At 65.5% G+C, this 13923-nt stretch carries 15 protein-coding genes; 4 read left to right on the top strand and 11 right to left on the bottom strand.

The window, feature by feature from the left end; all coding sequences use genetic code 11:
- Position 1: 1 nt before the first annotated feature.
- The 11 genes from ATO9_RS19275 to ATO9_RS19225 all read right to left on the bottom strand — a co-directional run bounded on the left by ATO9_RS19275 (position 2) and on the right by ATO9_RS19225 (position 9467).
- Positions 2–448 carry a cupin domain-containing protein gene (locus ATO9_RS19275; protein WP_052418475.1) on the bottom strand — a complete coding sequence of 149 codons (447 nt, stop codon included), beginning with the start codon at positions 446–448 and terminating at the stop codon, positions 2–4.
- 23 nt (positions 449–471) lie between these two features.
- On the bottom strand, positions 472–762 hold the full coding sequence (locus ATO9_RS19270) for a YciI family protein (RefSeq protein ID WP_052418474.1): 291 nt from the start codon (positions 760–762) through the stop codon (positions 472–474).
- 38 nt (positions 763–800) lie between these two features.
- A complete protein-coding gene (locus ATO9_RS19265; protein ID WP_081979675.1) occupies positions 801–1517 on the bottom strand; it encodes an ABC transporter ATP-binding protein in 717 nt (238 codons plus the stop codon).
- Entirely contained in the window at positions 1514–2233 is a 720-nt protein-coding gene (locus ATO9_RS19260; RefSeq protein ID WP_043753254.1) for an ABC transporter ATP-binding protein, read from the bottom strand. Before ATO9_RS19260 ends, ATO9_RS19265 begins: the two co-directional genes overlap by 4 nt.
- Positions 2233–3135, bottom strand: coding sequence for a branched-chain amino acid ABC transporter permease (locus ATO9_RS19255; RefSeq protein WP_043753252.1), 903 nt, complete (start codon positions 3133–3135; stop codon positions 2233–2235). The genes ATO9_RS19260 and ATO9_RS19255 overlap by 1 nt, the downstream gene beginning before the upstream one ends.
- Positions 3132–4019, bottom strand: a complete 888-nt coding sequence (locus ATO9_RS19250) for a branched-chain amino acid ABC transporter permease (RefSeq protein WP_162183084.1) — start codon at positions 4017–4019, stop codon at positions 3132–3134. The genes ATO9_RS19255 and ATO9_RS19250 overlap by 4 nt, the downstream gene beginning before the upstream one ends.
- 114 nt (positions 4020–4133) lie before the next feature.
- Positions 4134–5321, bottom strand: coding sequence for an amino acid ABC transporter substrate-binding protein (locus ATO9_RS19245; RefSeq protein WP_081979674.1), 1188 nt, complete (start codon positions 5319–5321; stop codon positions 4134–4136).
- Positions 5322–5378: 57 nt separating this feature from the next.
- Positions 5379–7700, bottom strand: coding sequence for a xanthine dehydrogenase family protein molybdopterin-binding subunit (locus tag ATO9_RS19240; protein WP_043753245.1), 2322 nt, complete (start codon positions 7698–7700; stop codon positions 5379–5381).
- A complete protein-coding gene (locus tag ATO9_RS19235; RefSeq protein WP_052418473.1) occupies positions 7697–8176 on the bottom strand; it encodes a (2Fe-2S)-binding protein in 480 nt (159 codons plus the stop codon). Before ATO9_RS19235 ends, ATO9_RS19240 begins: the two co-directional genes overlap by 4 nt.
- Complete coding sequence (locus ATO9_RS19230; protein WP_043753243.1) at positions 8173–9018, bottom strand: FAD binding domain-containing protein; 846 nt, start codon at positions 9016–9018, stop codon at positions 8173–8175. The genes ATO9_RS19235 and ATO9_RS19230 overlap by 4 nt, the downstream gene beginning before the upstream one ends.
- On the bottom strand, positions 9015–9467 hold the full coding sequence (locus tag ATO9_RS19225) for an SRPBCC family protein (RefSeq protein WP_043753241.1): 453 nt from the start codon (positions 9465–9467) through the stop codon (positions 9015–9017). Before ATO9_RS19225 ends, ATO9_RS19230 begins: the two co-directional genes overlap by 4 nt.
- A gap of 197 nt (positions 9468–9664) precedes the next feature.
- On the opposite strand from ATO9_RS19225, the gene ATO9_RS23660 reads away from it, so the two are divergent.
- From ATO9_RS23660 to ATO9_RS19205, 4 genes are all read left to right on the top strand, one after another.
- Entirely contained in the window at positions 9665–10261 is a 597-nt protein-coding gene (locus ATO9_RS23660; protein ID WP_052418472.1) for a TetR/AcrR family transcriptional regulator, read from the top strand.
- Between the two features lie 186 nt (positions 10262–10447).
- Entirely contained in the window at positions 10448–10843 is a 396-nt protein-coding gene (locus ATO9_RS19215; RefSeq protein WP_156127917.1) for a hypothetical protein, read from the top strand.
- A gap of 275 nt (positions 10844–11118) precedes the next feature.
- Positions 11119–12531 carry a TolC family protein gene (locus ATO9_RS19210; RefSeq protein WP_052418471.1) on the top strand — a complete coding sequence of 471 codons (1413 nt, stop codon included), beginning with the start codon at positions 11119–11121 and terminating at the stop codon, positions 12529–12531.
- A complete protein-coding gene (locus ATO9_RS19205; RefSeq protein ID WP_043753234.1) occupies positions 12528–13880 on the top strand; it encodes a multicopper oxidase family protein in 1353 nt (450 codons plus the stop codon). The genes ATO9_RS19210 and ATO9_RS19205 overlap by 4 nt, the downstream gene beginning before the upstream one ends.
- The last annotated feature ends 43 nt before the right edge of the window (positions 13881–13923 follow it).

Below are 13923 nucleotides of genomic sequence, written 5' to 3'. Positions count from 1 at the left end.
TTCAGCCCTCCGCCCGGCGCTTGGCGATCCGGTCCGCCAGCGCGTCGGTGTCGAGCTCGGGCATGAGCACGACGTTTTCCTGTTCGCGCGGGTCGTTGCGTGCGGTCAGGGCGGTTGCCGGTTCCGTTTCGGACAGGTTGAACGCCACATGCGGCACCTCGGCCGGGATGAAGCAGAAACTGCCCGGGTCCATCAGGGCTTCGGTTTCCAGTTCGGCGCCATAGTAGAGGATGATATTGCCATCCATGGTGTAGATCGCGGTTTCGTAGTCCTTGTGGCGATGCGGCTTGGCCTGGCCGCCGGGGCCAAAGGCGGTGACGTTCAGCGACAGGTGCTTGGCCCCCGTGCTGCGTTCCGAGACGCCGAAGAATTGCGGCATCCCCTGCTTGGCTTCCTGGGTGGTTTCGGGGGTGAAGATCTTCACCTCGGTGCCGTCGGGTGTGGTCATGGCTTGGTCCTTTCCTCGTCGGGTCAGTCGGTCTTGGGCAGCGGCGCCCGGTTCCATTGCAACACGCGGTAATCGGGCCTGAGGCCCGCCTTGCAGTAAGGGTCGCCATCGGCGAGCGCCTGCGCCTCGGCCAGGGTGTCGGCCTCGATCACCCAGACCGATCCACAGAACGGGGCATCGGGCCCTTCGCGCAGCCCACCGGCATCGGTGATCCTGTCGCCGCAGGTGGCGAGATAGTCGAAATGCGCGCGGGTCAGATCGGCATCGATCTGCGAGGGCTGCACGTCGTCGAAGAAGAGGGCGATGAAACGCATGGGTGGCTCCTTGTGGGGGGCATTGGTCGGCATGGCGATCACATCCCGAGATAGGCGCGGCGTACGTCGGGCGAGGCCAGAAGCTCTGCCCCCGGACCGGAGAGCGCGACGCGACCGTTTTCCAGCAGATAGGCGCGGTCGGCGAGTTCCAGCGCGACCTTGGCATTCTGTTCGGCCAGCAGGATCGTGAAGCCCGCGTCGCGCAGTTCCACGATGGTTTCGAAGACCTGCTTGACCATGACGGGTGCCAGGCCGAGCGTGGGTTCGTCCATCAGGATCAGGTGTGGCCGCGCCATCAGGCCCCGCCCGAGCGCCAGCATCTGCTGTTCCCCGCCGGACATCAGCCCGGCCAGTTGGCTGCGCCGTTCCCTGAGGCGGGGAAACCGATCGAAGACTTCGGCCAGCATCTGGTTGTGGCCCGCGCGCGCAGCGGGGGCGATGGCACCAAGGCGCAGGTTCTGTTCCACGCTCATGCCGGGAAAGACAAGGCGGCCTTCGGGGATCAGGCACAGCCCGGAATTCACCCGGTCATGGCTGGGCACCTGGGTGATATCGCGCCCTTCGAACCGGATCTCGCCATCCGTGGGCGCGACCAGCCCGGCAAGGGATTTCATGATCGTCGTCTTGCCTGCACCATTCGCGCCGATCAGGGTCGTGACGCTGCCCTTGGCAACCTGGAAATCCACGTCGAACAGCACCTGGACCGGACCGTAGGAGGCGCGCAGGCCGGAGACGGAAAGCAATGGGGTGGTCATCCGAAATACACCTCTGCAACGCGGTCGTGATTGCCGATTTCCTCGGGCGTGCCGAACGCGATCCGCTCTCCGTGATCGAGAACGAGGATGCGATCCGACAGCGTCATGAGCGCGCCGATCACATGTTCCACGATCACGAAGGTCAGGCCGCGTTCTGTCCGAAGGCGTTCCAGCGTGGTGAGCATTGCGCTGATTTCGGTCGGGTTGAGGCCCGCCATCACCTCGTCCAGCATCACAAGCCGTGCCCCGGTGGCGAGCGCCCGAGCGATCTCCAGCCGCTTCTGGCCCGACAGGGTCAACTGCCCGCCATCCAGATCCCGCCGGTCGGTCAGGTCGACGGCTTCGAGCGCATCGTCCACGACGGCCGCCACCTCGGTCGAGGTCAGTTTGCGGCCGCTGCCGTAAAGCGCCGCGACACGCAGGTTTTCTGCAACGCTGAGCCCCGCGAAGGGACGCACGATCTGGAAGGTCCGGCATAGGCCAAGACGACAGACCCGGCTTGGCGACAGCCCCGTCAGGCGTTGTCCGTCAAAGACGACCTCGCCCGTGGTTGGCGCCACATGCCCGGCGATCACGCTGAAAAGCGTCGTCTTGCCGGCACCGTTGGCGCCCATGAGGCCGAAGATCTCGCCCTTTTCGACCTGCATGTCGACGTCGGACAGGGCCATCAGGCCACCAAAGCGCTTGCTGACGCCCTTGATATCGAGAAACGCCATCAGCCGGCCCTCCCCAGGCGTCCGAACAGGCCGGACAGGCCCCGCGGCACGAACAGGATGAATATGATGAGCGTCAGGCCCAGAACGATCATGTAAAGCTGCGGCAGGCTGGACCACAGCAGTTCCGACAGCAGCGCGAAGCCTAGCGCGCCAAGGATCGGGCCGCGCACCGTTTCGGTACCGCCGACCAGGGCCATGGTCACGATGGTGAAGGATATCACCGGGTCGAAGGCCTGCGCCGGTTCGAAATAGCTGGTGCGCAGCAGGGCCAGGCCACCGACCGCGCCGGGAATGATGGCAGAGGCGATGAAGGCGAAGAGCTTCAGCCGCGTCACGGGCACACCGACGGTTTCGGCGGCGACCTCGTCCTCACGGATCGCGGCCAGCCCGGCGCCGAACCGCGAATGCCGGATCGCATAGGCGCCCAGCGTCGCCAGAACGGCCAGCCCGACCATCCACCACATCAGGACCTCGGTCCGGGGTACGTCGAAGATCATCCGCCCGAAGCTGCCAAGCGCGGATTCTATGCGCATCACCACGTGGCGGACCAGTTCGGACAACCCATAGGTCAGGATGACGAAATAGGGCCCGCGCACCCGCAAGACCGGCAGCCCGACGATCGCCGCAAAGACGGCGGCCGCCACGGCCCCGGCCAGCAACGCCCATTCGAACGGGATCGTGCCGGTCAGCAGGACGCAGACATAGGCGCCGACACCGTAGAAGACCGCATGACCCAGCGACAGGTAGCCGGTGGTTGCCGACAGCATCGACCAGCTTTGTGCCAGGGCGATCCACATTGCGACCTGGAAGACCACACCCATCATGTAGGGGGTGCCGAAGGCGGGGACCGCGGCCGCGACGACGGCCAGCGCGACCCCGAGGATCAGACCGATGTTCTTCATGACCGCACCGCCTTGGTGAAGATGCCCTCGGGCCGTATCAGAAGGACGCCGACAAAGAGCCCGTAGATCAGGATCGACCGGTAGCCGGGCGAGGTCAGCGCAATGCCGTAGGTTTCGACGAGACCCAGGCAGAAGCCGGCCAGCACACCGGCCCCGATATTGCCGAGCCCGCCGATGATGATCACGACGAAGGCCACGATGGTGAAGGGAAAGCCCATGAAGGGCGTGATCTGCTCGGTCATGCTGACCAGTACGCCGGCGACGCCCGCCACCGCGAAGCCACCGCAGATTGTCAGCAGCTGCACCCGGTTGAGATTCACGCCGACGACCTGCGCCGCCTCGCGCCGCTGGATCACCGCGCGCAGGCCCCAGCCGAACAGGTGGAACCGAAGGAACAGGATCGTGCCGAAGCAGATCGCGGCGGCGATGCCGAGGGTCAGCAGGCGATTGCCGGTCATGCTGACGCCCTGCCAGGTGATGACGGTATCAAGGTACTGATACCCCCTGGAGGTCGACGTGAAGGCCAGCGCGGCGAGGTTCTGCAAGATGACCGAGATGCCGTAGAAGAGGATCAGCGAATTCGCCTCGACCCGCTTGGCCAGCTCGGGCTTGGCCAGCATGCGGCGGAAGAGGCCCACATAGACCGCCCAGCCCAGAAGAGCGCAGAGCGCGGCCGCGACGACCAGCGAAATGATGGGCGGGACGGCGAAAAGGGAGATCATCCAGAAGGCCGTGTAGGCCCCGATCATCACCAGATCGCCATGAGCGATATTGAGCAGTCGAAGCGTCCCGTAGACCAGGTTCAGCCCGAGCGCGACAAGCGCGTAGAGCGATCCCGAAACGAGCGCGGCGAACAGCATTTGTCCTGACAGTAACGTATCCACGACGGTCCTTTTCCCCTGGCTGAACCCTTGGGGGGTATGGCGCGGGACCGGGCCCGCGCGGGTCTGACTGGGCGGTCGGGGACCCCGTCCCTTGAGGGCGGGGTCCCGCGGGTTTCACCAGCCCTGCTTGGGGGCGAAATCGGCGGTCTTCACCGCCTCGGGCCAGACCAGTTCGATCTTGCCGTCCTGAATCTGGACGAAGCCCGTGGGCGTCACCACGTTCTGCACGCCGTCAAAGCGCACCTCGCCGTTGATCGTGTCGAAGGTTCCCTCCGCGATGGCCCCACGCAGCACCTCGGGGTCGAGCCCGGCTTCGGCGACGGCCTGCTGAAGGATTTCCATCGACATGTAGGCGAGGGCGGAGTCGAGCGCGTCGGGTTCTTCCCCGAATTCAGCGACATAGGCGTCGAAGAAGGCCTGCCCCTTGGGCCAGGCGTCTGCCTCGGACGACCAGTGCGCCGACGACACGATGCCATTGGCCCCGGCCCCGTTGGCCTTGCGGTAGGCGTCGATGGTCGGCCCGATCAGCGACATCACGAAGGGCGCCTCGATCCCCAGTTCCCGCGCCTGACCGGCGAACAGGAAGGAATCGGCGGGATAGGTCATCGCGACGACGGCATCAGGCGCGGCCTCTCGCACCTCGACCAGCATCGAGGTCATGTCCTTGACGTCCGGCGGATAGCTTTCGTCGACCGTCACCTCGATCCCGACCTCTTCGAGCGCGGGGATCAGGAAGCTGCGGAATTCCTGCGAATAGGGCAGTTCGTTGGCCAGCAGGGCGGCGGTTTCGACACCTTCGGCCTGCATCATCTTGGCCAGTTCGGCCCCCATGGCATCGGGGATGGCCGAGGTGGGGAACCAGATGTAGCCGGGTGCCACGTTGCGCAGCTGGACGGAGGCCGCGGTGTTGCCCACCATCGGCATCTTGTAGCGCTGCAGCACCGGGGCAAGCGCGAGGTGCATCGGCGTGCCCCAGGGGGCGGCAAGCAGATCGACGTCGTCCTGCGTGATCAGCTTTTCGTAGATCCGCACGGTGTTGGCTGGGTTGGACTGGTCGTCGTAGCTGACGAATTCCACCGGGCGCCGTTCGCCGTCGGGCAGCTCAAGTCCGCCTTCTGCGTTCACCTGCTTCTGCCACAGCTTGTAAGGGTTTTCCTGCGACGGCGCGGCGGCGGCATAGATGCCGGTCCGCGCGATGGAATACCCGATCGTGATCGGGTCCTGCGCAAAAGCGGCACCCGCTGTCATCGTGGCCATGACCGCGCCGAGCGCGGCGTTCACCAGCCTTGTTGGTCCTTTCATCTTCTTCTCTCCTGTTGGGGGCTTTATCGATCTTTGCGATCTCTTCTTGGTTGGGGATCAGTCCTGCGAGGGGTCGGGGCCGAGCATGCCGTCAAGCACGCGTTCCCCGGTGAGGGGCAGGTCTGTGTGCCGGGCGCTTGTGGCCTTGGCCACGGCGTTGGCAATCGCGCCCGGAACGGTGTTCAGGCCGATTTCGCCGGCGCCCTTGGCGCCGAACGGCCCGGTCGGGTCCGGGTCTTCGATGATGAAGGTGTGGATTGCGTCGGGAACGTCGCGCGCGGTCGGCACCTTGTAATCCATCAGTGACGGGTTCGCGAGGCGCGCGCCGTCCCAGACCATTTCCTCGTAAAGCGCATAGCCCAGGCCCTGGACGAAACCGCCATGCAGCTGCACGTCGACAAGGCGCGGGTTGATCGCGCGGCCGACATCGGCCGCCGACCAGGCCTCGTGCACCGTGACCTGACCGCTGGTGTCGTCGATATCGATATCCACGCCGAGCGCGGCAAAGCTGAACACGCCGATCCGCGGGAACGGCAGGCCCAGGGCAATCGCCCGCTTGGGATCGTGGGTCGGTTCGTCGAAGACGAGCGTCTCACTGCCGACCAGGGGGCCACCGACGGCCCAATGGGCGCGGCCCGAAATCTCGGCAAAGGTCACGTCCGTGTTTGACCCGCGTTGTCCGATCCGACCGCCTTCGCGCAGTTCGAGGTCCTCGACATCGCAATCCAGCATCTCGGCCGCATGGTCCATCGCCTGTTCGACAACCTTGCCCGCGGCCGCCTTGACGGCGCGGCCGGTGGTGTAGGTGACGCGGGATGCGGTGGTGCCCCAGTTATAGGGCGACCCATCGGTATCGGGGCTGGCCACGACGACCTGATCAAAGGGCAGCTTGAGTTCTTCGGCGCAGATCTGCGCCAGCACGGTGTCAGACCCCTGCCCGATATCCGTCGCCCCGGTATTGAGCGAGATCGTCCCGTCCTCAAGCATCCGCACGATGGCTCCGGTGCCCAGCAGGCCCGAGATATGCGCGGTCACCGACAGGCCGAAATTGCGCGGCGAGCCATCGGCGCGCGGCCCTTTGGCGGCCTCTTCCACGGCGTCCATGCAGCGGGCCAGACCGTTGGAGCCGATGCGCGGGCCGACGAACCACTGGTCGCCTTCCTGCAGCATGTTCCTGCGCCGGATCTCGAACGGGTCGAGGCCCAGCTTGTCGCCGATCTGGTCGATCTGCTGTTCGCCGGCGAACAGGACCTGCGGGTTGCCGAAGCCCCGGAAGGCACCGAACCGCAGCTTGTTGGTATAGACCAGCCGCCCCGAGGCCCGGAGGTTGGGAATACGGTAGGGGCCGCCGCACATCAGCAGGCTGTAGCCCAGCACGCCGGGGCTGTCGTCGGCAAAGGCGCCGCAATCCACCAGCACTTCGCAATCGCGGGCCACCAGCGTGCCATCGGCCTTTGCGCCGGTCTTCATTCGGACGCGGTAGGGATGGCGTGCGCGCACCATCTCGAAATCTTCCTCGCGCGACAGGATCAGCTTGACCGGCCGCTTGGCCTTCATCGCCAGCGCGACGGTGATCGGCTGGATATGCGGTTCCATCTTGTTGCCGAACCCTGCGCCGACGCGGGGGGTCAGACTGCGCAGCTTGGACATCGGCAGGCCGAGGCTTTCGCAGACATTTGCCTGCACGCGGAACACCGACTGGTTGGCGGACCACAAGGTGACCCGACCGGTGGCGTCCACCTCGGCCAGCGCACCGCAGGGCTCCATCGACACATGCGCTTGCGGTTGCGTGGTGAATTCATCCTCGACGATGACATCGCAGTCGGCCCAGGCGGCGTCGACATCACCTTCGCTCAGCTCGGTGCGGCTGCATAGGTTGCCTTCGGATCCGGCGTCGAAGACCTTGATATACTCGGACAGCTTCTCGTGGAGGATCGGCGCGTCCGGCTCCAGCCCGGCCTCGGGCGACAGCACGGCGGGAAGCTCTTCGTATTCCACGCGGATCAGTCGGCAGGCCTGGCGGGCCTCTTCCTCGGTGCGGGCGGCGACAGCGGCGACGGGTTCGCCGACATACAGGACCTTGCCCTTGGCGATCGCGTGTTCGTCCTTGATGAAGGCGCCCATGCGGCCATCGCCCACGTCGTCACCGGTGATGATCGCCACGACGCCGGGCGCGTCGAGCGCATCGGTCAGGTCATAGCCGTTGATCCGGGCATGAGCGTGCGGGCTGGCCAGGATCGCGCCATGCAGCATGCCGGGACGGTAGAGATCCGCGATATATTCCGCGCGCCCCTGGACCTTTTCCAGGTTGTCGGGTTTGGCCACGGATTTGCCGACGGTGCCGCCGACGAAGATCGGGTCTGCTTGATCGAGGCTCATTGCGCCAACTCCTCGGCCGCGCCAACGACGGCGTCTACGATGGTGCGATAGCCGGTGCAGCGGCAGACATTGCCCGACAGCGCCGTCTTGACGGCCTCGCGGCTAGGCATCGGGTCTTCGGCCAGCAGTTCACGTGCCGATATCAGGACACCCCCGGTGCAGAAGCCGCATTGAACGCCCCCGCTTTCGACCATGTGGCGTTGCAGCGTGGCCATCACGTGATCTTCGCCCATGCCGTCGACCGTCTGGATTTCGTGACCTTCGCAACGCGCGGTCAGGGTCAGGCAGGCACGGACCGGCTTGCCGTCGACAAGCAACGTGCAGGCCCCGCAGACCCCCTGGTTGCATCCCCGTTTCGAGCTGAGCACGCGCAGGTCCTCGCGCAGGGTTTCCAGAAGCGTCGCACCCGAGGGCGTGGCCACGTCGACCTGTTCGCCGTTCAGGGTGAGGCTGTGCAGCACCTTCTTCGCCATCATGCCATCTCCTTCTGCTGGGTGAGTTCGGACAGGACCGAAGTGACGAGCCGCGGGATCAGGCGCAGGCGGTATTCGGCGCTGCCCCTCACGTCGTCGACCGGGTCCGCCAGGGCCACCAGGCGGCCCGCGAATTCGGCAACGGCCGCCGGGTCATCAAGCTTGCCGCGCAGCGCCGCTTCGCCGTCACGGTCCCGCAGGGGGCCGGGCCCGCAGGCTCCGATCGCCACCCGCAGCCCCTGCCCGTCCGCATCCAGCGACATCGCACAGGAGGCGGTGGCATAATCGCCCGACACACGCGCGATCTTGCGGTAGGTCGACGACGCCTCGACCGGGGCCGGCAATGTGATCGCGGTGATGATCTCGCCCTCTTCGAGCGCGGTTTCGTACCAATCCTCGACGTAATCGAGGATCGACAGTTGGCGCCGCCCTTCCGGTCCGGCGATGTCCAGCACTGCGTCGCAGCACGCCAGCGCCGGCAGGTAATCGGCGGCGGGATCGGCATTGGCGACCGATCCCCCCATGGTGCCCATGTTGCGTACCACGCGGTTGGCGATCATGCCCGCCGCACGGCGCAACACGTAGAAGCTGCCGGTCAGATCGGCGCAGGCGGCCGTTTCGCAATGCCGCGTCATGGCTCCGATGCGAAAGCCCCCCTCTTCGGTTCGTGTGATCCCGCGCAGCGCCGCAATGCGGTCCAGGCTGACCAGATGGGTGGGTTCGACCAGCGACGCGTTGCGCATCGCGATCAGCGTCGCACCGCCCGAAAGCGGCATCGCCTCTTCATGCTCGGCCAGCAGGGCGACGGCGTCTTCGACGGTTTCGGGGCTCAGCACCTCGGTCATGCCGTCACCCCCAGCTTTTCGCGGAAATTGACGACGAATTGCCCGGCCAGCTGGTCGGCCTTCTTGCGGAAGATCCCCAGGCCGAACTTGCCCAGCCGCCCCGTGACCGACACGTTGGCCACGTAATCCACGCGGGTGCCGCCACTATCGGTATCGGACAGTCGCACGACATTGTCGGAGTTCACGACGCTGGCCCGCGTCCCCTCCTCGCCCGAGGTGCGGGACAGAATCGTGTGTTCGGGCTGTTCCTCGAGAACCTCGACCAGCAGGTTGAAGCGGGCCTTGATAGGTCCGACCTTCACCGCCACCTGCGCCCGGTAAGAGGTCTCGTCGACCTGCTCCACCGTGTCGCAGCCCGGGATGCTGGCGCCCATGACCTGCGGGTCGCGAATTTTTTCCCAGACCTCGCCACGCGGCGCTTCGACCTCGAAATCTCCTTCGATTTTCATGCCTTACCTCCTGCGACGTGACGCATGGCGGGCCGGCAAAGGCGGTTCGAAAGTCTTGGTCCTGGCACGGTCATCTCCCGGTTGGTGGCGCGCTCTAACGGCGTATTAACGAATGACGTTCTTTAATCAGGGACAAAGGGCTTGCTTCTGTCAATAGCGAATGTCATTCGGTAAAAAACCTTTCGGGAGGATCGTCGATGGCACGCCAAAAAAGTGAGCAAGTCCGGGTCGCTATCATGGGAGCCGCCGAACGGCTCTTCATGGAGAAGGGCTATATCGCGACGACGATCAGCAGCATCGCGCGGGCGGCAGGCACCTCGCAATCCAACGTCTATGTCTATTTCGATTCGAAATTCGAGATCGCATTTGCGGTCTTCGACCCGTGGCTGCGGACCAGGATCGCGGAACTCGAGGCCACCGTATCCGCCCAGAAAACTCCGGAAGACAGCCTTCACGCGCTGATCCATGGCCTGCTGCACGGGATCGCGGCGGACCGGTCCGGTCAGACCCTCACGCTCGTGCAGGCCCTGGCCACCGCCAAACCCGGCGACGACTACAATCCGGAACTGCTGATCTGGACCATGTCGCGCATCCACCACATGATCGGCCGCGCCCTGCCCGATCTGGCGGCGGCCGAACGTGAGGCGATGACGCATTCGCTGATGCTGGCCTTCGACGGGATCGCCCTGCGGCAGAACCTCCGCCGTGGCGAAATCACCGCCGCCGCGTCGGTGGATGCTCTTGAAAAGATGGTTCTTGCCCTCGTCGGTCGGCGCGCTGCTACCGACGCCTGATCCGTGGATCACGGGGCAGGCGTGGGGCCCCCACTTGATCGGAATGGTCGCTGCAGCTCTGGGGCACTTTGACCTCGGCTAAAAGCCAGCGGCGGGTGTCGCGCACGGGCATGGGCGGGACTGACGCGTTTGTCACTTGCCAGATCATCTGCTTCGCACAATCATGCATTCACGATGATGAGATACTTGTTCGCATTCTTTCTGGTGATTACCGGGCTTATGATCGTGACTGCCCCGGTCACGGCCATAGCCATGTCCGATGCGATGTCCTGCCCGCAACGTCTGCAGGTTTCCGGACAGCACAGAACAAATCACCATTCAGATGTGGCGCAGGATCATGGGGCGGATCACATGAGCCTGATGCATCATCATTCGGACCATAAGATGACCCAGTCGGGAGGAGAGGCAGAGGCGCAAGTCGCTGCGGCCTGCTGCGACCACGCCTGCGTTTTCGAAATGCCAGGCGTGCCGGTCTCGATCGGCATCGCGCTGGCTGCGTCCGGCACTTTGAACAATGGGTCATCCGAGGACTTGACCGACCTGGCGCGGCCAAGTGGGCTGCGACGACCTCCGAAAGCGTGATCGAGCTGTCGTAGGGTGCCATCCGGCGCCTGTTCTGCCGATCCCTTCCGGAGACCAATCATGAAGATTTTCTTGGCGGCCGCCGTGCCGCTGGCGCTCGCGGGCTGTTCACAGCCGTTCGAGCCCCCCTTGACCGCCCCGCTCACCCGGGCCGCCGATCCGTCAACCGCGCGCACAGCCCGGTCCGGGCCATCCGTTTCCCATACTTCACGCCCAATTCAGGCGCCCGGCGACTGGCGCCAATTGAACGACGCGCAGGCGCCGGGAGGGTCGTCATGAGGAGGACCTTCAAGATGGGTGTCGCGCTTCTTCCTCTCTCCCTGGCGGCCTGTGCGGATGCAGGGCTGGTCGGTCAGGCCTCGGCCCCTGGCGCGGGCTTTTCGCTGGTGTCGAGCGGGACGAAACAGGCCACCGGCGCGTCGGGCGTCTGGGCGCAGTCGGCCGCCGAGGTGGCCGCGAACGGGGCGCGGACCCGCGCTCTGGTCCACCGCAAATCCATCGGCCCCGACACGGCTGTGCAGGTGGCGCTGATGAATAATCGTGGCCTTCAAGCGGCCTATGCCGATCTGGGGCTCTCGGCAGCGGACCTGTGGGAAGTGGCCATGGGTCCGGTTCCGTCCTTCGGCGTGACGATCTCGGGTATCGGCGAGGTCGGGCTGGCCCGCTCGCTGGAAGCGGTGGTGACGGGCGCGATCCTCGACGCAGCAACCGTGAAACCCCGCCGTGCCATCGCGCAGACAAAGTTCCAGCAGGCGCAGTTTGCCGCCCTTGGGGCGACGATCGCGCTGGCGACAGAGACGCGTCAGGCTTGGATCGACGCGGTTTCAGCCTTCGAGGCCGCCGCGCTGATCGGGCGGGCGCAGGGCACGGCGGATGCGGCATCGGAACTGGCCGCCGAACTCGGTCGCACCGGGGCGATGAACCGGGCCGATCAGGCGCGGGAGCATGTGTTCACCGCCGATCTCGCCGCCGAACGGGCCGATGCCCGGCTGGAAGCGCAACTGGCGAAGGAGAAGCTGACCCGGCTCATGGGGCTCTGGGGCGCGGATATCGACTTCTATGTTCCGGATCGTCTGCCGGGACTGCCCGGTCGTCGGCCGGGCCGGTCGGATGTCGAAAAGCTGGCGCTCGAGCACCGCACCGACCTCGCCATCGGGCGGCTGGAGCTGGAGGCCATTGCCCAGGAATACCGGTTGGAAGGCCAGACGCGGATGCTCTCGGATATCGAGATCACCGCAGGGGCCGAGGTCGAGCGGTCTGACACGCCTACGGGGCGGGAGACGGAAACCTCGCGCGTGCTGGAAGCGAGCTTCGAGATCCCGCTTTACGACACCGGAAAGCTGACCAGCCGCCGGGGGGAACTGGCCTACATTCGCGCGGCGAACGAACTGGCGCAGGCGGCGGTCAATGCCCGGTCCGAGGCGCGGTCGGCCCATGCCGCCGTCACCGGGAAATACAATATCGCCCGGCACTGGCGCGACGAGGTGCTGCCGCTGCGCCGCACGATCGATGAGGAGGCGCTGAAGTCCTACAACGGCATGCTCACTTCGACCTTCGAACTGATCACCGACGCCCGCGAGGGCCTTGAAGCCGAACTCAGCTACGCCGAGGCAAAGGCCGACTACTGGCACGCCGAAGCAGCCATGACTGCCGCCATCTGGGGTGGCGCGACAGGAGGTGCAGAATGAACCGCAGACAACTTCTGACCGCAGGGGCCGGCCTCGCCATGGCCTCGGCCGCACAGGCGCAGACCCGGTTCCGGGACCTTCCCGAAGCGGCGAGCTATGACAGCCCGAACACGCAGGTCCCGCCGCGCCCGTCCAACGGCCCGGACTACAACCCGGTCGTCACGCTGAACGGCTGGTCGCTGCCTTGGCGCATGAACGGCAATGTGAAGGAGTTCCACCTCGTTGCCGAGCCGGTCGAGCGGATCATGGCCAACGGCATGATGGCGCGACTTTGGGGCTATAACGGCCAGTCCACCGGCCCGACCATCGAGGCGGTCGAGGGCGAGCGGGTGCGGATCTACGTTACCAATCGCCTGCCCGAGCACACTTCGGTCCACTGGCACGGGCTGATCCTGCCCTCGGGCATGGACGGTGTCGGGGGCCTGTCGCACCCCGCGATCCCGCCGGGCAAGACCTTCGTCTACGAGTTCGACCTGACCAAGTCTGGGACGTTCATGTATCACCCCCATGCGGACGAGATGGTGCAGATGGCCATGGGGATGATGGGCCTCTTCATCGTGCATCCGCGCGATCCGGCCTTCATGCCGGTGGACCGGGACTTCGCCTTCCTGCTGGCGGCCTACGATATCGACCCGGGCACCTACATCCCGCGCGTTGCCGAGATGACCGATTTCAACATGTGGACCTGGAACAGCCGGATCTTCCCGGACATCGACCCGCTTGTCGTGAACAAGGGGGATCGTGTCCGGGTGCGTTGCGGCAACCTGACGATGACCAACCACCCGATCCACATGCACGGCTATGATTTCGAGGTCACCTGCACCGACGGCGGCTGGGTGCCCGAGAGCGCCCGCTGGCCCGAGGTCAGCATCGACATTCCCGTCGGGGCCATGCGCGCCTATGAGTTCGATGCCGTCCACGAAGGCGACTGGGCGATCCACTGCCACAAGTCGCACCACACGATGAACGCCATGGGCCATGACCTGCCTACCTTCATCGGGGCCGACAAGCGCAAGCTAACCGGCATGATCCGTCGTGAGACGCAGGGCTACATGCCCATGGGCACTGCCGGCATGGCTGACATGGGCGAGATGTATATGGAGCTGCCCGACAACACGATCCCGATGATGACCGGCTGGGGTCCCTACGGCCCGCTGGAGATGGGCGGGATGTTCAGCGTCGTGAAGGTGCGCGAGGGCATCGCGCCGGGCGATTATTCAGACCCCGGCTGGTATGAAAACCCGCCGGGCACCGAAGCCTGGGAATGGACCGGCGAGCTTCCCGAAGAGGCCCGCAATACCAGCCCCGAAACCATCATCTCTCCCCGCGATCATGTGCGTCGCGGGTGAATTCCCCCGGCGTCCGGCCTGTCCGGGCGCATCCCCTCAAGTC

The organism is Pseudooceanicola atlanticus (assembly GCF_000768315.1).
GTDB classification, from domain to species: domain Bacteria; phylum Pseudomonadota; class Alphaproteobacteria; order Rhodobacterales; family Rhodobacteraceae; genus Pseudooceanicola; species Pseudooceanicola atlanticus.
Note: the sequence above shows the minus strand (reverse complement) of the source record. Positions and strands in the feature narration are given on the sequence as shown.

Coding starts and splice junctions, on each gene's coding strand:
- ATO9_RS19240 (WP_043753245.1), bottom strand. CDS start 7,700: ATGAGCCTCGATCAAGCAGACCCGATCTTCGTCGGCGGCACCGTCGGC.
- ATO9_RS19245 (WP_081979674.1), bottom strand. CDS start 5,321: ATGAAAGGACCAACAAGGCTGGTGAACGCCGCGCTCGGCGCGGTCATG.
- ATO9_RS19265 (WP_081979675.1), bottom strand. CDS start 1,517: ATGACCACCCCATTGCTTTCCGTCTCCGGCCTGCGCGCCTCCTACGGT.
- ATO9_RS23660 (WP_052418472.1), top strand. CDS start 9,665: ATGGCACGCCAAAAAAGTGAGCAAGTCCGGGTCGCTATCATGGGAGCC.
- ATO9_RS19255 (WP_043753252.1), bottom strand. CDS start 3,135: ATGAAGAACATCGGTCTGATCCTCGGGGTCGCGCTGGCCGTCGTCGCG.
- ATO9_RS19225 (WP_043753241.1), bottom strand. CDS start 9,467: ATGAAAATCGAAGGAGATTTCGAGGTCGAAGCGCCGCGTGGCGAGGTC.
- ATO9_RS19205 (WP_043753234.1), top strand. CDS start 12,528: ATGAACCGCAGACAACTTCTGACCGCAGGGGCCGGCCTCGCCATGGCC.
- ATO9_RS19210 (WP_052418471.1), top strand. CDS start 11,119: ATGAGGAGGACCTTCAAGATGGGTGTCGCGCTTCTTCCTCTCTCCCTG.
- ATO9_RS19230 (WP_043753243.1), bottom strand. CDS start 9,018: ATGACCGAGGTGCTGAGCCCCGAAACCGTCGAAGACGCCGTCGCCCTG.
- ATO9_RS19275 (WP_052418475.1), bottom strand. CDS start 448: ATGACCACACCCGACGGCACCGAGGTGAAGATCTTCACCCCCGAAACC.
- ATO9_RS19235 (WP_052418473.1), bottom strand. CDS start 8,176: ATGATGGCGAAGAAGGTGCTGCACAGCCTCACCCTGAACGGCGAACAG.
- ATO9_RS19260 (WP_043753254.1), bottom strand. CDS start 2,233: ATGGCGTTTCTCGATATCAAGGGCGTCAGCAAGCGCTTTGGTGGCCTG.
- ATO9_RS19270 (WP_052418474.1), bottom strand. CDS start 762: ATGCGTTTCATCGCCCTCTTCTTCGACGACGTGCAGCCCTCGCAGATC.